The organism is Sulfitobacter aquimarinus, assembly GCF_040149565.1.
In the GTDB taxonomy this organism is placed as follows: Bacteria; Pseudomonadota; Alphaproteobacteria; order Rhodobacterales; family Rhodobacteraceae; genus Sulfitobacter; species Sulfitobacter aquimarinus.
The window spans coordinates 1-16,285 of the sequence record NZ_JBEFLO010000010.1 but is presented as its reverse complement, the minus strand read 5'-3'; the positions used below and the strand labels follow the sequence as shown (position 1 = coordinate 16,285).

Annotated in this window: 18 protein-coding genes; 10 read left to right on the top strand and 8 right to left on the bottom strand. The window is 60.8% G+C overall.

Features of this window, described 5'->3' with window-relative positions; translation table 11 throughout:
- Positions 1–5 precede the first annotated feature (5 nt).
- From paaA to ABMC88_RS15715, 5 genes are read left to right on the top strand one after another with little or no spacing between them, the layout of a single operon-like run.
- Complete coding sequence (gene paaA, locus ABMC88_RS15735; protein WP_349577838.1) at positions 6–983, top strand: 1,2-phenylacetyl-CoA epoxidase subunit PaaA; 978 nt, start codon at positions 6–8, stop codon at positions 981–983.
- Entirely contained in the window at positions 980–1,276 is a 297-nt protein-coding gene (gene paaB, locus ABMC88_RS15730; protein WP_349577837.1) for a 1,2-phenylacetyl-CoA epoxidase subunit PaaB, read from the top strand. The genes paaA and paaB overlap by 4 nt, the downstream gene beginning before the upstream one ends.
- Positions 1,276–2,037 carry a 1,2-phenylacetyl-CoA epoxidase subunit PaaC gene (gene paaC / locus ABMC88_RS15725; protein ID WP_349577836.1) on the top strand — a complete coding sequence of 254 codons (762 nt, stop codon included), beginning with the start codon at positions 1,276–1,278 and terminating at the stop codon, positions 2,035–2,037. Before paaB ends, paaC begins: the two co-directional genes overlap by 1 nt.
- Position 2,038: 1 nt before the next feature.
- Positions 2,039–2,497, top strand: coding sequence for a 1,2-phenylacetyl-CoA epoxidase subunit PaaD (gene paaD, locus ABMC88_RS15720; RefSeq protein ID WP_349577835.1), 459 nt, complete (start codon positions 2,039–2,041; stop codon positions 2,495–2,497).
- Between the two features lie 14 nt (positions 2,498–2,511).
- Positions 2,512–3,582, top strand: coding sequence for a 2Fe-2S iron-sulfur cluster-binding protein (locus ABMC88_RS15715; protein WP_349577834.1), 1,071 nt, complete (start codon positions 2,512–2,514; stop codon positions 3,580–3,582).
- Between the two features lie 4 nt (positions 3,583–3,586).
- Here the strand turns inward: ABMC88_RS15715 and ABMC88_RS15710 are convergent, their stop codons facing one another.
- The 3 genes from ABMC88_RS15710 to paaI are packed head-to-tail and all read right to left on the bottom strand — an operon-like array spanning position 3,587 to position 5,952.
- Positions 3,587–4,183 carry a TetR/AcrR family transcriptional regulator gene (locus ABMC88_RS15710; protein ID WP_349577833.1) on the bottom strand — a complete coding sequence of 199 codons (597 nt, stop codon included), beginning with the start codon at positions 4,181–4,183 and terminating at the stop codon, positions 3,587–3,589.
- A gap of 2 nt (positions 4,184–4,185) precedes the next feature.
- Positions 4,186–5,496 (bottom strand): phenylacetate--CoA ligase PaaK, encoded by a 1,311-nt coding sequence (gene paaK / locus ABMC88_RS15705; protein ID WP_349577832.1) that lies wholly within the window; start codon positions 5,494–5,496, stop codon positions 4,186–4,188.
- Between the two features lie 30 nt (positions 5,497–5,526).
- A complete protein-coding gene (paaI, locus tag ABMC88_RS15700; protein WP_349577910.1) occupies positions 5,527–5,952 on the bottom strand; it encodes a hydroxyphenylacetyl-CoA thioesterase PaaI in 426 nt (141 codons plus the stop codon).
- A 116-nt stretch (positions 5,953–6,068) separates the two neighbouring features.
- On the opposite strand from paaI, the gene paaZ reads away from it, so the two are divergent.
- Positions 6,069–8,105, top strand: coding sequence for a phenylacetic acid degradation bifunctional protein PaaZ (paaZ, locus tag ABMC88_RS15695; RefSeq protein WP_349577831.1), 2,037 nt, complete (start codon positions 6,069–6,071; stop codon positions 8,103–8,105).
- A 38-nt stretch (positions 8,106–8,143) separates the two neighbouring features.
- A complete protein-coding gene (locus ABMC88_RS15690; RefSeq protein ID WP_349577830.1) occupies positions 8,144–8,926 on the top strand; it encodes a PaaX family transcriptional regulator C-terminal domain-containing protein in 783 nt (260 codons plus the stop codon).
- Here ABMC88_RS15690 and pcaG read toward each other — a convergent pair.
- The 4 genes from pcaG to pobA are packed head-to-tail and all read right to left on the bottom strand — an operon-like array spanning position 8,923 to position 11,843.
- Positions 8,923–9,537: a protocatechuate 3,4-dioxygenase subunit alpha gene (pcaG, locus tag ABMC88_RS15685; RefSeq protein WP_349577829.1), complete on the bottom strand. Its 615-nt coding sequence runs from the start codon at positions 9,535–9,537 to the stop codon at positions 8,923–8,925. The genes ABMC88_RS15690 and pcaG overlap by 4 nt on opposite strands.
- 2 nt (positions 9,538–9,539) lie before the next feature.
- On the bottom strand, positions 9,540–10,274 hold the full coding sequence (pcaH, locus tag ABMC88_RS15680) for a protocatechuate 3,4-dioxygenase subunit beta (RefSeq protein ID WP_349577828.1): 735 nt from the start codon (positions 10,272–10,274) through the stop codon (positions 9,540–9,542).
- On the bottom strand, positions 10,271–10,651 hold the full coding sequence (gene pcaC / locus ABMC88_RS15675) for a 4-carboxymuconolactone decarboxylase (RefSeq protein WP_349577827.1): 381 nt from the start codon (positions 10,649–10,651) through the stop codon (positions 10,271–10,273). The genes pcaH and pcaC overlap by 4 nt, the downstream gene beginning before the upstream one ends.
- A gap of 22 nt (positions 10,652–10,673) precedes the next feature.
- Complete coding sequence (gene pobA, locus ABMC88_RS15670; RefSeq protein WP_349577826.1) at positions 10,674–11,843, bottom strand: 4-hydroxybenzoate 3-monooxygenase; 1,170 nt, start codon at positions 11,841–11,843, stop codon at positions 10,674–10,676.
- Between the two features lie 95 nt (positions 11,844–11,938).
- Between pobA and pcaQ the strand changes: the two genes are divergently transcribed.
- From pcaQ to ABMC88_RS15655, 3 genes are all read left to right on the top strand, one after another.
- Positions 11,939–12,838: a pca operon transcription factor PcaQ gene (gene pcaQ / locus ABMC88_RS15665; protein WP_349577825.1), complete on the top strand. Its 900-nt coding sequence runs from the start codon at positions 11,939–11,941 to the stop codon at positions 12,836–12,838.
- A 92-nt stretch (positions 12,839–12,930) separates the two neighbouring features.
- Entirely contained in the window at positions 12,931–13,284 is a 354-nt protein-coding gene (locus ABMC88_RS15660; protein WP_349577824.1) for a TA system antitoxin ParD family protein, read from the top strand.
- Positions 13,284–13,883: an ATPase gene (locus ABMC88_RS15655; RefSeq protein WP_349577823.1), complete on the top strand. Its 600-nt coding sequence runs from the start codon at positions 13,284–13,286 to the stop codon at positions 13,881–13,883. Before ABMC88_RS15660 ends, ABMC88_RS15655 begins: the two co-directional genes overlap by 1 nt.
- Here the strand turns inward: ABMC88_RS15655 and ABMC88_RS15650 are convergent.
- On the bottom strand, positions 13,880–16,285 hold a 2,406-nt coding region (locus ABMC88_RS15650; RefSeq protein WP_349577822.1), incomplete at its 5' end, for a hypothetical protein. The two genes, ABMC88_RS15655 and ABMC88_RS15650, sit on opposite strands and share 4 nt — an antisense overlap.

The window sequence follows — 16,285 nt, the reverse complement described above, 5'->3', positions numbered from 1 at the left end:
CCGTTATGTACGCCCAAATGGTGAAATCCGAAGCAACGCGGGATGATCCCGAAAAGCTGGCGGCCTTTCAGGCCCGCATTGACGCGGGCGAAAAGATCGAGCCGAAGGAATGGATGCCCGAGGGCTATCGCAAAACGCTGATCCGCCAGATGGGCCAGCACGCGCACTCTGAAATCGTGGGCCAATTGCCCGAAGGCAACTGGATCACCCGCGCGCCTACACTGGAGCGCAAAGCGATCCTACTGGCCAAAGTGCAGGACGAGGCAGGCCATGGCCTCTACCTTTATTGCGGGGCGGAAACGCTGGGCGTGAGCCGCGACGAGCTGACGGAGATGCTGTTGGACGGGCGGATGAAGTATTCGTCGATCTTCAACTACCCCACGCTGACATGGGCCGATATGGGCGCAGTTGGCTGGCTTGTGGACGGCGCCGCGATCATGAACCAGGTGCCGCTGCAACGCACGTCCTACGGCCCCTATGCCCGCGCCATGGTGCGCATCTGCAAAGAGGAATCTTTCCACCAGCGCCAAGGTTACGACATCATGATGAAGATGGCGAAGGGCACCCCTGCGCAAAAGAAAATGGCCCAAGACGCGCTCAACCGTCTGTGGTTCCCGTCGCTGATGATGTTCGGCCCGTCGGACGCCGAAAGCACCCACTCAGAGCAATCGATGAAGTGGAGGATCAAGATGAACACCAACGACGAGTTGCGTCAAAAGTTCGTGGACCAGACCGTGCCACAGGCCGAATACCTTGGCCTGACCGTGCCGGATGAAACACTGGCATGGAACGAAGAAAAGGGCGGTTACGACTTTGCCGAGCCTGACTGGGACGAATTTTTCGACGTGCTGCGCGGCAATGGCCCGTGCAACGCGGAACGTCTCGCGGCGCGCAACAAGGCATGGGACGACGGCAAATGGGTCCGCGATGGCATGCTAGCCCACGCCGAAAAACGTCGCATCGCAAAGGTAGCTGCACAATGAACGCCCCTTCCCGCACCGAATGGCCTCTTTGGGAGGTCTTTATCCGTGGCCAACACGGGATGAGCCATCGCCACGTCGGCAGCTTGCACGCCCCTGACGAGGAAATGGCGATCAAGAACGCCCGTGATGTCTATACCCGCCGCAACGAAGGCGTGAGCATCTGGGTCGTCGAGGCGCGGCATATTGCGGCCTCCTCGCCCTCGGACAAAGGGCCGATGTACGAGCCATCGGAATCCAAAGTCTACCGCCACCCCACGTTCTTTGACATCCCCGACGCAGTGGGCGCGATGTGATGCGCGATCAAGCGGCCTATTTCGAATTCCTCTGCCGGATGGGGGACAACACGCTGGTGCTGGGCCACCGCGTCAGCGAATGGTGCGGTCATGCGCCTGTGCTGGAGGAAGACATCGCACTGGCCAACACCGCGCTGGACCTCATTGGCCAGACGCAGATGTGGCTGGGCCTTGCCGCCGAAGTCGAAGGCGCGGGCCGCAGTGCCGACGATCTGGCGATGCTGCGTGATGTTTGGGATTTCCGCAATTGTCTGCTGACCGAACAGCCGAATGGCGATTTCGGCCAGACCATGATGCGCCAGTTCCTGTTCGACGTCTGGCATCTGGGGATGCTGACCGAACTGACAAAATCGTCCGAGCCGCGCGTGGCCGAGATTGCCGCCAAAGCGATCAAAGAAGTGCAATACCACGTCGAGCGGTCTGGCGACACTGTGATCAGTCTGGGCGACGGCACTGACGAGAGCCACCAGCGGATGCAAAACGCGCTTGATCTGTTGTGGCCCTACGTGGGTGAGCTGTTTGTGCCCGATGCTGTGGATACCGCCATGGCGCAGGCGGGCATCGCGCCCGATCTGACCAGCTTGCGCGCCGCTTTCGACGCGCACCTTGCCGATGTTATGGGTCAAGCCACCCTGCGCATCCCCGACAGCGACTTCGCCCATAAGGGCGGCAAATCGGGCAAGCAACACTCGGAACATTTGGGGCATATGATTACGCAGATGCAATGGCTGCAACGCGCCTATCCGGGTGCAAGCTGGTAACATGCAGCCCAGCGTCGATCAGGTTTGGGCGTGGCTGGCAGATGTGCCCGACCCCGAGATCCCTGTGATCTCGGTTGTGGATTTGGGCATTGTGCGCGGGGTCGCGTGGGACGGTGACACGGTCGAGGTTGCGGTAACTCCGACCTATTCAGGGTGCCCCGCGACCTCGGTGATTGCCTTGGACATCGAGACCGCCTTGCATAAGCGCGGCCTTGAAAAGGTGCGCATCAAAAACCAGCTTAGCCCGCCGTGGACATCCGACTGGCTGAATGAAGACGCCGGCGCCAAGCTGATGGAATACGGCATCGCCCCACCCCGCGCCGCAGGGGGGCCCGAACAGTGCCCGTGCTGCACCTCCACCCATGTTGTGCGGATCAGCCAGTTCGGCTCAACCCCGTGCAAGGCGCAATGGCAGTGCAAGGATTGTCTTGAGCCGTTCGACTATTTCAAATGTATCTAGGGGAGGTCTGAGTGATGGCCCGCTTTCATGAATTGACCGTAACAGACGTGCGCAAAACCATCCGCGACGCGGTGGTGGTGAGCTTACAGCCTGCGAATGGCGGTGACTTTGATTTCATCCAAGGGCAGTACCTGACCTTTCGACAGAAATTTGACGGAACCGAGGTCAGGCGGTCGTATTCGATCTGTGCGGGCAAGGATGATGGCATTTTGCAGGTTGGCATAAAACGTGTCGAAGGCGGCGCGTTCTCGACCTGGGCCAATGAGCATCTGACGGCGGGTATGACGCTGGAGGCGATGCCCCCTGCGGGCAATTTTCACACGCCGATCACGCCTGACGTAGGCAAGAACTATCTGGGCTTTGCGGGCGGCTCTGGTGTGACGCCTGTACTCTCGATCCTGAAAACCGTTCTGATGCGGGAACCTGCCAGCACCTTCACGCTGGTCTATGCCAACCGCGGTGTGAACACGATCATGTTCCGCGAAGAGCTGGAGGACCTGAAGAACCAGTATATGCAGCGCCTGACGGTGATCCATATACTGGAGTCGGACGCACAGGACATCGACCTGTTCACGGGCCGCATCGACGGCGCAAAATGTGCCGCACTTTTCGCGAATTGGATCGACATCACCAGCGTCGACACCGCGTTCATCTGCGGGCCAGAGCCGATGATGCTGGCCATTGCAGCAGCCTTGCGCGACCACGGGCTGACCGATGACCAGATCAAGTTCGAGCTGTTTGCCAGCGCCCAACCGGGCCGCCTGAAGCGCAAGGCCACAGCAGCGGGCGATGCCGCGGCCACAAAATCAACCGAGGCCACTATCACCATGGACGGGGCCGCACGCAGTTTCACCATGGACAAGGATCAAACCATTCTGGACGCGGCATTGTCCAATGCGCTGGATGCGCCTTACGCCTGCAAGGCGGGCGTCTGTTCGACCTGCAAATGCAAAGTGTTGGAGGGCGAGGTCGAGATGGTCGCGAACCACGCGTTGGAGGACTACGAAGTCGCCCAAGGCTTTGTGCTGTCGTGCCAGTCCTTCCCGATCAGTGATCGCGTTGTGGTCGACTACGATCAGCACTAAACAGCTACAGCCCCGCAACCCCCGATAGGGTAAGGCGGGTGACCAGCTCGGCATACTCGGCTCGCGCCGCGTCATCTGCGGCGTTGTTCCACATATAAAACCAGTTGAGCATGCCAAAGACCGACATCACCGTGGCCCGCAGCTTTTGGGGATCGTGGGCGAAAACCCCGGGCGCGTTGGCCGCGATCACATCGCTGAACCGTGCGACCATATCGCGCTGATAGCCCTTCAGGATTGCCTGCTGCGCAGGCGGTAACAATGGCAGGCCTTCGGTCTGGATTTTATGTTCGTCGTCCATACCATCATAGGCGTGCAGCGTCTCGGCCACGATAGCACGCAACTGCGCATCAGGGGTCATTCCGCCCAAGGGAAGCAGCAGGATGCGGTCGCGCAGCGCCAGCAGATAGGTGTCCAGAATATCGAACAACAGCGCGTCCTTGCTGTCGTAATAGTGGTAGATATTCGCCTTCGAGACTCCGCAATCGCGGGCGACCTGAGACATGGACGCGCGCGCAAACCCCGTCTGCGCGAAAACGCGGGCGGCGGTTTTCAGGATATGCACGCGCTTGGCGTCGTGGTCCTTTGCGATAGGGCGTGCCACGGCTAGGCTTTGGTGCGGTTATCAATCACCCGCACCGCTTTGCCCTGCGACCGCGCCGCCGTCCCGGGCGCGCCGACGACGACCTCGGTCGAGACGCCGACCATATCCTTGATCCGTTTGGTCAATGCCTGTGCCGCTACCGCTTTGGATGGCTCATCGGCAGCATTTGGCGCGGCCTCGGTTATCACGCGCATGGCGTCCATATGGCCCGATTTGAACAGCTCGATCTGGAAGTACGGCGCAAGGCCGTCTGTCGCCAACAACTGCTCTTCGATCTGGGTCGGGAAAACATTCACGCCGCGCAGGATGATCATGTCATCCGACCGTCCTGTGATCTTTTCCATCCGCCGCATGCTGCGTGCCGTACCAGGCAAAAGCCGCGTCAGGTCTCGGGTGCGGTAGCGGATCATCGGCATCCCCTCTTTGGTGAGCGTGGTAAAGACCAGCTCCCCTTCCTCGCCATCCGCGACGACTTCGCCGGTCACGGGGTTGATGATCTCGGGGTAGTAGTGATCCTCCCAGACATGCAGCCCGTCTTTCGTCTCGACACATTCATTCGCGACGCCGGGGCCCATGATCTCGCTCAGCCCGTATATGTCGACAGCGTGCATGTCGAATGCGTCCTCGACCTGCGCGCGCATGGCGTTGGTCCAAGGCTCTGCGCCAAAGATACCGACGTTGAGAGACGAGGTGCGCGGATCAATACCCGCCCGTTCGAACTCCTCAAGAATGTTGAGCATATAGGACGGCGTGACCATGATGCCGTCGGGTTGGAAATCGGTGATTAGCCCCACCTGTTTTTCGGTCTGCCCGCCGCCCATGGGCACCACGCTCGCGCCCAACTTCTCAATCCCGTAATGCGCGCCCAAGCCGCCCGTGAACAGCCCGTAGCCATAGGCGTTATGCACCATATCGCCCGCCCGCAGGCCAGACGCCCGCAAGCTACGCGCCAGCGTATCGGCCCAGATGTCGATATCCTTCTTGGTGTAGACAACCACAGTCGCCTTGCCCGTCGTGCCCGAAGACGCATGGATACGCGCCATCTGCCCACGCGGCACCGCCGACATACCAAAGGGGTAGTTATCGCGCAGATCGTTTTTGTGGGTGAAGGGAAACTTTGCCAGATCCTTTAGCTCTTTCAGGTCATCGGGATGCACGCCCGCGTCGTCAAACCGCGCCTTATACATCGCGACGTTGTCATAAGCGTGGCGCACGGACCACTTCATCCGCTCCAGTTGCAGCGCCTCGATCTCGTCGCGGCTGGCGATCTCGATCGGGTCCAGATCAGAAGGCTTGGGGCTGAGGTCTTTCATGAGCGAGTCCTTTGGCGTGACACAGAGTGTTTATTCGGGGAAAAGCGGGCCTTTGATGGCGCGGGACATGCCCCGCATCTCGGCGATGACGGTCCCATCCTGATTGGTGACGCGGATGTCATAGATGCCGCTGCGCCCCGTGAGCGAGACTTCGTGCGCAGTGGCGGTCAGCACATCGCCGACCTGACCCGGCGCGATAAAGCTGATGGTGTTGTGCTGCGCCACCGTCGCCTGATTGCGGCTGTTGCAGGCATAGGCAAAGGCAGTGTCCGCCAACGCAAAGGTGATCCCGCCATGGCACATCCCGTGGCCGTTGCAGTGATGCGGCTCGACCTTGAGGCTCAGCACCGATGTCCCCTCGCCCACCGAAACAACCGTTATGCCCAGCCAACGGGCGGCATGATCGCCCTGCCAAAGGGCCTCCGATGATTTGGTCGCACGGTCCTGAGGGGTCATGGTGGTGGCCTGTTGCTGGGGTACGGGACGGGTAAATTCAGAATAAACTTGCATAGACCGACCGGTTGGTCAATTAATAACTGGCACCCTTCCCGCCCTTGCAAAAGGATACAAAGATGACCCTGCTCGACGTTCAAAGCTTTGCCGCAGGGCGCTGGATTGCCCCCGACACAGACGCCCGCATGATCGAAAATGCCGTCACGGGCGCGCCGATGGGGCGGGCGGGCAACCGTGCGCTGGATGTGCAAGAGATGCTGGACCATGCCCGAAATGTCGGCGGCCCTGCCCTGCGGGCGCTGACGTTTCATGACCGTGCGCGGATGCTCAAAGCCTTGGCGGCCGCGCTGACGAGCCACAAACAAGCGCTGTATGATCTGTCATTTGCCACGGGGGCCACGCAAGCGGACCATCTTTTCGACATCGACGGCGGCATCGGGACGATGTTCGTCTACGCCTCCAAAGGTCGCCGCGAGATGCCCGACGCCCATGTCTACCTTGATGGCGAGGTCGAGCAATTGGCCCGCGATGGCACCTTCCTTGGCCAACACATCGCGACCCCGTTGCAGGGTGTGGCCGTGCATATCAACGCCTTTAACTTTCCCGTCTGGGGGATGCTGGAAAAGCTCGCCCCTACCCTGCTGGCTGGTGTGCCTGCAATCGTGAAACCCGCCACCGCGACCTGTTATGTGACCGAGCTTGCCGTGCGCATCATGCTCGACAGTGGCAGTTTGCCACCTGGCGCATTGCAGCTTGTCTCGGGCGGGGTGGGCGACATGCTGGACCGCCTCACCTGTCAGGATGTGGTCAGCTTTACCGGCTCTGCCGAGACGGCGTTCAAGCTCCGCTCGACCGAGAATATCCTGCGCAACTCCATCCGTTTTGTGGCGGAGCAAGACAGCCTGAACGCCTCTGTGCTGGGGCCGGATGCCACGCCCGACACGCCGGAGTTTGACCTGTTCATCAAAGAGGTCCACCGCGAGATGACGACAAAGGCGGGGCAGAAATGCACTGCCATCCGCCGCATCCTTGCCCCCGCGCAGCATGTCGAAGCCGTCATCGACGCGCTTGGCCAGCGGATCGGAAAGACCGTGATCGGCGACCCAAGGGCCGAGGGCACGGGCATGGGCGCACTGGTCTCAAACGCGCAAAAGCGCGACGTGCTGGCCAAAGCCGCGCTGATCGGGTCCGAGGCGACCCGCGTGATCGGTGACCCCGACAATTTCCACGCAGAAGGCGCGGACGCTGACAAAGGCGCATTTCTACCGCCCATGGTATTCCACTGTGCCGACCCCGACAGCGCCACCCGCGTACATGACACCGAAGCCTTCGGCCCCGTCTCGACCATCATGGGCTACGGCGATCTGGGTCATGCGATTGCGCTGGCGAACAAGGGGGGCGGTTCGCTGGTGGCGTCTGTCATTACCCATGACGGCGATGTGGCGCGACAGGTTGCGCTGGGGGCGGGGGCGTTTCACGGGCGGCTCTATTTCAACAACCGCGACAGCATGAAAGGGGCCACAGGCCACGGCGCCCCCATGCCGCATATGGTCCACGGTGGCCCAGGCCGCGCAGGCGGCGGCGAGGAGCTGGGCGGCATTCGCGGCGTTATGCATTACATGCAGCGCACCGCCATCCAAGGCAGCCCCGACATCCTGACAGCCATCGGCAGCAAGTGGGTGCCGAACGCGACCGAAAAACCCGCCCCCGCGCACCCTTTCACCCGTCACTTTGACGAAGTCGACATCGGCGAAACGCTGCACACGGCACCGCGCACCGTCACGTTGGAAGATATTGAGCATTTCGCCGAATTCACCGGCGATACATTCTATGCGCATATGGATGACGCGGCGGCCAAACGGAACCCCTTCTTCCCCGGGCGCGTCGCCCACGGCTACCTGCTGCTCAGCTTTGCTGCGGGTTTGTTTGTAGAGCCTAACGAAGGCCCTGTTCTGGCCAACACCGGTCTCGACAATCTGCGCTTTATGAAACCCGTCGAGGCGGGCGACAGCATCAAGGTCCGCCTGACGGTAAAGCATAAAACCCCGCGCAACACCGACTACGGCGAGGTCCGCTGGCATGTCACGCTGGCCAATCAGAACGACGAACACGTCGCCGAATACGAGCTGTTGACCATGAACGCCTATTCATCCTGAGACTTGGAAACCGAACGCCCTGCCCGTAAGATTAGCGCATGAGCAGCGCATCATTCTCCGCCATCGTCACCCAGCTGACGGATGGCCAGACCCCACCGGTCTGGTCGCTCCTTGTGACCGTATTCGGCGAGTTGGCCCAAGAGGACGGCGCGCAAATCAGCGGGCAGATGCTGCGCCATATTTCCGAATTGATCGGCATCAAACCCGAGGCCATGCGCGTCGCCCTGCACCGCTTGCGCAAAGACGGCTGGACCCAGAACCAGCGCACAGGCCGAACCAGCAGCTATTCGCTCACCGACTGGGGTCGCGCCCAAAGCGCTGCCGCCTCTCCGCGCATATATGCGCCCTGCGCCACCGCGGGCTCTGCGTGGCTGGTTCTGTGTGACCCTGCGCGCCCCACGCAGCAAGACGAAACCGCGGGCGTATGGTTGAACGCGAACACACAGATCACATCGCAGTTGCCCCAACACCCTGATCGTTTTGCGACACTGCTGGATGCAGGCACACCGCTTCCCGATTGGATGAAAGCCGGGGTTTGCAGCCCGCAAACGCGTGAGGCTGCGGCCGCTTTTCACAAGACCCTCACCGCCCTGCAAGACCGACTTTCCCGGCACGGCACCCTTGCCCCGTTAGAACAGGCAACCCTGCGGATTTTGCTGGTCCATACATGGCGTCGCATCATTTTGAAAACGCCCGACTTGCCCGATTTCGTCTTTCCCGACAATTGGCGCGGGCCTGCGTGCCGTGCGCAAATGGTTGCGCTATTGGCCCTGTTCCCCAAGCCTGACCTTGCCGCCTTGGCCCACTCAATCGACGCTTAGATGTCGAAAAAGATCGTCTCTCGCGGTCCTTGCAGATGGATGTCGAAAAGGTAGGTCCCGTCGCTTTGCTTCTTCGCCAAAAGGGTCGGCACGCGGTTCTGATGCTCGATCCGGCTAAGGATCGGGTCGGCGGCATTGGCCTGCGGCTCGTCCTCGAAATAGATGCGGGTATGCAGGCCGACATTGATGCCGCGTGCAACGACCCATGCGGTGATATGCGGCGCTTGCAGGCGGCCGTCGGGGAATGGCACGGCACCTGGTTTGACTGTCTCGAAGGTGAACGCGCCCGTCTCCATATCGCCTGCGGATCGGCCCCATCCGGTAAAGTTCGGATCGGCCTTTCCCCGCGTCTCGTTAGCAGAGTTGAACAGCCCCGCCGCGTCCGCTTGCCAGACTTCGATCATTGCATCACGCAGCGGGGTGCCAGTGCCGTCATAAACGCAGCCCTTGATCGTGATCTCGGTGCCTTGCACGGGACCAGTCTTCATCGCGGCGCCCAGATCACCGCCATAAATGTCGATGCCCGTGAAATTGGGCGTGCAGCCGATGTGGACGTATGGCCCCGCTGTCTGGCTGGGGCTTTCCCGTAGATAATCCAGTTTCTGCGTCATGTTCACAGCCCCTCCTTGCGGTTCTCGAAATAAGTCTGGCGTTGCCCGCGCAGCACGATGTCGAACTTGAACGCACGGCTGTCCATCGGCACCGTGCGGTTCATGTCCAGCGGTGCAGTCAGCGCATCAACCGCCTCTTGGGTTTTGAGGATGCCGACAATGGGGCACAGTTTGATATGCGGATCGCCTTCGAAATACATCTGGGTGATCAGGCGCTGCGCAAAGCCGTGGCCAAAGATGGAAAAGTGGATATGTGCGGGCCGCCAGTCGTTCATCCCGTTGGGCCACGGATAGGGGCCAGGCTGGATTGTACGCAGCTCATAGCGCCCTTCGGCATCGGTGATCGTGCGCCCGCAACCGCCAAAGTTCGGGTCCAGCGGGGCCAGATAGGACTCTTTCTTGTGGCGGTAGCGCCCGCCTGCATTGGCCTGCCAGAATTCCAGCAATGCCCCCGGCACACCGCGCCCGTTTTCGTCCAGCACACGGCCATGCACGATGATGCGCGGGCCAATCGCGCTTTGCCCCTCCGCCGCGTAGTTGTGGATCAAATCGTTATCCAGCGCGCCGATCAGGTTGTGTCCGAATACGGGCGATGTCTCCTCGCTAAGCGTGGTTGGAAAAGACAGTAGCGCCGATTGCGGGGACCGCCGCACGCTGGTCTTGTAGGGGGGCGTCAGCGCGTCGGGTTGCCAGGTGCGGTCCCGCGGGATGTAGCCGCCCTTTGGCGCGTCATTCATATCTCGATCCCCATCTCTGCATAGGTTTGTTTGGCCAGCTTAATCGCATGGTTGGCTTTTGGCACGCCCGCATAAACGGCGACATGCATAAAGGCCTGAAGCACGTCCTGCGGGCTGGCGCCTGTATTGGCCGTGGCGCGGATGTGCATCGGGATTTCGTCAGAATTGCCTGTCGCCGCCAGCAATGACAAGGTCAGCATCGACCGCTCGCGATGGCTGATCGTGTCGTCGGCCCACAGCGTCCCCCATGCCCCTTCGGTGATCATGGTTTGGAACGGCTGGTCAAATTCCGTTTTTGCCGCCTCGGCGCGGTCAACATGGGCATCGCCCAGAACCGCACGGCGGGTCGCCATGCCTTTTGTAAAACGCTCGGTCATATCCGATCTCCTATCGCGGCCCCTAATAGGGCAGCCCCACATAATTTTCCGCCATCGCCTGCTGCGCCGCTTTGTTCGAGCGCAGGAATTCGACCTCGGCCAATTGCATCTTTTGATCAAATTCGGACTGGTCGGGGTATGAATGCATCAGGGATGAGAACCACCAGCTGAACCTCTCGGCCTTCCAGACACGGGCCAGCGCTTTTTGCGAATAGCTGTCGATGCCATCCGTGCTGTCGTTTTCGTAGAAATCCCGAAAACCATTATAGAGGTAATGCACGTCAGAGGCGGCTGTGTTCAGCCCCTTGGCTCCCGTCGGCGGCACGATATGCGCGGCATCCCCACATAGAAACAACCGACCCCAGCGCATCGGCTCGGTCACGAATGAGCGCAGCGGGGCGATGGATTTCTCGATGCTTGGACCAGTGATAAGCGTCTTGGCCTGATCGGCAGGGATACGGCGCTTTAGCTCCTCCCAGAAGGCCTCGTCGCTCCAGTCCTCCGGCTTGTCCGAGAGCGCGCACTGGATGTAATAGCGGCTCAGGTTCTCGTTGCGCATCGAGCATAGCGCGAAACCGCGGGGCGAATTGGCATAGATCAATTCGTGGTTCACGGGCGGGGTTTCGGACAGGATGCCGAGCCAACCGAAGGGATAGACCTTTTCATATTCGCGGCGCACGTCCTGCGGGATCGTCTGTCGGCTGACCCCGTGGAAACCATCACACCCAGCCACGAAATCACACGCCAGCCTGCGAGCCTGCCCCGCGACGGTGTAGGTAATGTTGGGCGCGTCGGTGTCTGCGCCCTCAATCACCACATCCTCGACGTTGAATTCGATCCTGCCCCCCGCCGCTTCCCGCGCAGCATAGAGGTCACGGGTCACTTCGGTCTGGCCGTAGACGATGACGGGCGTGCCAGTATGCTCGGTGAAATCGACGCGAAACATCTCGTCCCCGTAAGAGATCAGCGTGCCGTCATGCACGATCCCTTCTGCATGCAGCCGCGTGGCACAGCCCGCCTCCTCCATCAGCTTGACCAGACCTTGCTCCAGCACCCCCGCACGGATGCGGCCCAGAACATAATCCTTGGTCTTGCGCTCCAGCACGACGCTCTCGATCCCGCGTGTGTGCAACAACTGCGCGAGCAACAGGCCCGATGGCCCCCCGCCAATGATGGCTACTTGCGTCTTCATATGGATCTCCCGTCGCTCGGCCTTCTTTCTCTCATGTATTTATAGACATTGAAAATAACATATCGCGCCATATACTTGCCCAAAAAGGAAACCATTTGGACCGCAGGATCAAGTTTCGTCACCTGGACGCCTTCAGCGCCATCGCCCGTGCGGGCAGTTTCAAAACAGCCGCGACTGAATTGCACCTGACACAGCCCGCGATTTCCAAAACCCTCAAAGAGCTGGAAGGCATCCTTGGTGTCTCGCTTATGCAGCGCAGCCGTGCGGGCGTGACCCTTACCCCCGAAGGCGAGGTGTTCTTGCAATTTGCCGAACAAAGCACCGCCGCCCTGCGCCACGGATTGCAAAGCCTGCGGGCCACGGATGCGGCGGCGGGCAAGTTGCGGCTGGGGGCACTGCCCAGTGTGGCCTCTGCCCTGCTGCCCCGCGCGGCGCTGGCGTTTGGTGACCGCAACCCCGACACAATGGTCGAGATCTACGAAGGCACGCACCACGATCTGACCCGCCGTTTGCGCAGTGGCGGGCTTGATCTGGTGGTCGGACGGTTGGGCAAGCCTGACACGATGGTGGGCCTCAGCTTTCAGCAGCTTTATACCGAAGAAGTTGTGGTGGTCGCCCGCCCCGACAGCCCTGCCCTGTCTATCACCGACCCTGCCGATCTGGCGCAGGTTCGCGTGCTCTATCCACCGCAAGACAGCGCCATCAGGCCTTTGGTCGCCCGCCTGCTGATTGCCAAAGGCGTGCCCCTGTTTCGCAACCGGATCGAGACAGCCTCATCCGCGTTCGGGCGCACAGTCACGTTGCAGGAAGCGGGCACTGTCTGGATCACCAGTCACGGTGTCGTCGCCGAGGATATCGCCCAAGGCAGGCTCAAACCCCTTGCGCTGGATATGGGCCCCACACGCGGCGCAGTCGGCATCATGAGCCGCGCCGAAGAAGTACCCGCCGTGGCCACACGGGCCTTTACCAACCTATTGAGTCAAATCTGCGCCTAAGTGGCTTCGTCCGTGAACTGGACAAGAGGCTTTGAAATACCTATATGTATAAGGTGGCATTTTGCCACCCCCCCTTAAAGACGGAGGATGAAATGGCGCAATCAGTGAAGCTGGCGGATGATGTGATGGCTGTTGTACGGGCCGAATCGGGCTTGCAAAGCCGCTCTGTCGCGGGGCAGATTACCCATTGGATCAACATCGGCCGCGCGATCGAAAAGTCGGACGCCTTTGACTATCGCCACATTAACGCAGCCCTCGCGGGCACCCGCTCGCCAGACGCGCTTGGCGCTGAGGAACAGGAAGTCTGGTTCACGCAGTTTGCCGATGACATGACCGAACCCACTGCACAAGAAAAGGCGTTCTATGCCAATCGCCGCCAATTGGGGCGCGGCGTTGGTCTGAATGACCAAGGCGAGATCGTAACCCAAGAGGCCACCGCCCCCTGATGCCCCCTGCCCCGCGTCCGACACTCGTAATGCTGGCGGGGCCCAACGGCTCGGGCAAGTCGACGCTGTTCGCCACGCGCATCGCGCCCAAGCTGGATGTGCCGTTTATCAACGCCGACCTGATCCAGCGCGACGAGTTGCAAACAGATGATGCAAGCGCGGCCTACACCGCCGCCCGTATTGCCGCCGACAGGCGTGCCGCGATGATAGCCGCGCGGGCGAGCTTTGCCACCGAGACGGTTTTTTCGCACCCGTCAAAGCTCGACATTATCGGCCACGCGAAATCCCTTGGCTACCGCGTGATGACCTTTCACATCAGCGTGGCGCATCCAGACCTATCGGTTGCCCGCGTCGGGGCCCGCGTGACTGAAGGCGGGCATCCCGTCCCCGAAGAGAAGATCAGAGCGCGGTACACGCGCAGCGGCCCGCTGATCCGGCAAGCGATATTGCAAAGCGACGTCGGCCACGTCTTTGACAACTCCGCGCTCAACAAGCCGCCGGAACGGATGCTCTCGTTCGAGGTGGGCACGCTCAAATTCGCCCTGCCCCATCTGCCGCAATGGGTCCTCGACATCTATGCCGAGGACCTGGTGATTTAGAATTTGGCGATCAGGTTGATGAAGACACCTTCGTCGTCATAGGTCAGATCCGTCAGATCATCCGAGAAGCTGCCCGTGTTATAGCCCACGCCCAGTTTCACGTTGTTGCCGATATGACGGTAGGCCGCGCCCAACACGCCGAACTCGGAAATGCCTGCATCAGAGGCTTCCAGATAGCGCCCTTCGAGCAGCAGGTCCCACTTGTGGGTCAGGTGATAGCGTGCATTCACTACCGCCAAATAAGCGTCATTGTCGGTCAGCGGGATCGTATCATCGGGCGAGGATTCACCCCAGCGGCCACCGATCTTGCCGCCAATCGTCCACAGTTGGTTGACGTCATAATCCGCATCCAGCGACAACACATGGCTGGTCTGGCGCGGCCCCCGCTCGGTCGAGCTGTCGAGCTGTTCGCCCAGTGAATCCTTCAAGAAGCGGTATTTGAACAGGATGTTCAGGCGGTCGTTATCGACAGGGCGCAAGGCATAGCCGATTTGTGCGTCCACATATTCACCCGTCTGAAGCGACGTGTTGTCGGTCTGCGTATCCGCATAATCAAGCGAGAAGACAAGGCGCTGGCTCTCGTCGATCTTGTAGCGACCCGAGCCTACGAACAGGAAGGCATCACTGTCGCGGTTGGTGCCGGACGTCTCGCCACGGTCGCGGCGGAATTCGGCGCGGGCGCGCCATGACAGGCCTTCTGGGTCCTCGTAACGGGCACCCAGCGACAGCGCCTTGCGATCAAAGTCACCGTTCACATCGTCACGGATCTGGCCGTATTCATAGCTGCCCAAAAGGGTCAATTGTTCGGTTGTGCGGTATTCGACGCCATAAGTGCTGGTCAGCGATTTGTGGCGGCCAAACAGATCATAGGTATTTTCGCCGTAGACATCGACGCTATCGCTCATGGCGCGGCGTCCGCCCGCCACATATTGCCCGCGATCACGACCTACCAGATCAGTGCCCGAGAACTCGCGACCCGGATCAAGCCGGTAGCCGAGGTAAACGTTGTCCGTTTCGTTGCGGTTATAGGTCAGCAAGGCCGCACCCGCCGCGCCAAGGTTCCCGTCAGAGATTTCGCCCTCAAATCCCCATTGCTCGGAAAAGCGGTAGCGCAGGCCCGCGCCGATGCGGTTGTTGCGCTCCAACCCGCCAGAGCGGTCAACGGTGCCCTGACCAAACAGATACCACGCGAAGTCATCGCTTTCGGTAAAGGTGGCGCGCACCCCGACATCGGTGCGGCGGCCATTTTCATCCGCGTCCCCTGCGGGAGTAAACCGCTCGAGATGCTCGATCCCGAATTCCAGCTTCACGCGCTGCGACAGAAGGTAGGACAGCTCGGCCCCGCCCTCACGCTTCACACGGCCATCGTCGTCCTCGAAACTGTCAAAGTAGAAGCGATAGCCGACACGCTCGCTTGCGTCGATATCGACGGAGACACCCCAGAGCTCTTCATCTGTGCGCGTCTCGTAATCCAGCGTCGAAAAGCCCGCATCGCGGGTCTCGTAGTAGGCCGAGATCGTACCAGGCAGGCGCAAGCCCGCTTCTTGCAGATCGACCTGCGCACGCAGGGCAAAGGCATCGCCGGTGCCGTCCGTCACGCCCGCAGTCGGGTCGCTTTGCACGATCAAGCCGCCATCGTTCGAGAAGCTAGAGCCAAAGCCCGGCCCTTCGGTCTGGGCATATTCCAGTTCAAGATAGCTACGCTCGGACAGTTCCCATAGCAGGTCAACGGATTGCGCGGTTTGGTCGGCCACATCCGTCTGCTCGACGATGCCAGTATAGCCCAGACGCAGGTTATCGCTCAACCATGCCTCTGCGCGGCCGCCATAGCTGTAGCCGTCCACGTCACCCGCGACGGGCGTGTATTCGTAGTTCGCAACCAGCAGCACATCGTATTCGCCGCCTGCCTCGCTGACCACATTGCCGGAGGACGCAGAGCCCGTCAGTGGTTCGGACAGTATGATCGTGCCTTGGAGATAATTGATGCGGTAATCGCGGCCCGGCGTCAGTGTCCGTGTCTCGACCACGCGGCCCGTGTCACGGTCACGCACATCAATGCGCAGGCTTTCGGAGTCGACCGAGATATCCTGCCGTTGCAGGAAATAGACCGACCCGCCCGTGCCAAGGAAACTCTCGCGGCCCGGCAGGTTGTCGGGGTTGGCGGCATAAGCCTCAAGCGAGAGACGCGATTGCCCGCGTGTCGTGGTTTGCGGGCTGCGGTAGACGCCTTGCGCCCCGTACAGCGTGCGGGTGTTGCGCAGGTAGTATCCGCCGTCCACGGTTGCTTTGTAGTTGCCCCACATGACGTGGCTGCCGTTGCGCTCAGCGCGCAGGAAGAATTTGCCATCGGTGGGCGCGCCTTCCTCATAGGTGCTGTCATCGCCGTAAGTCGGATAGGCGTT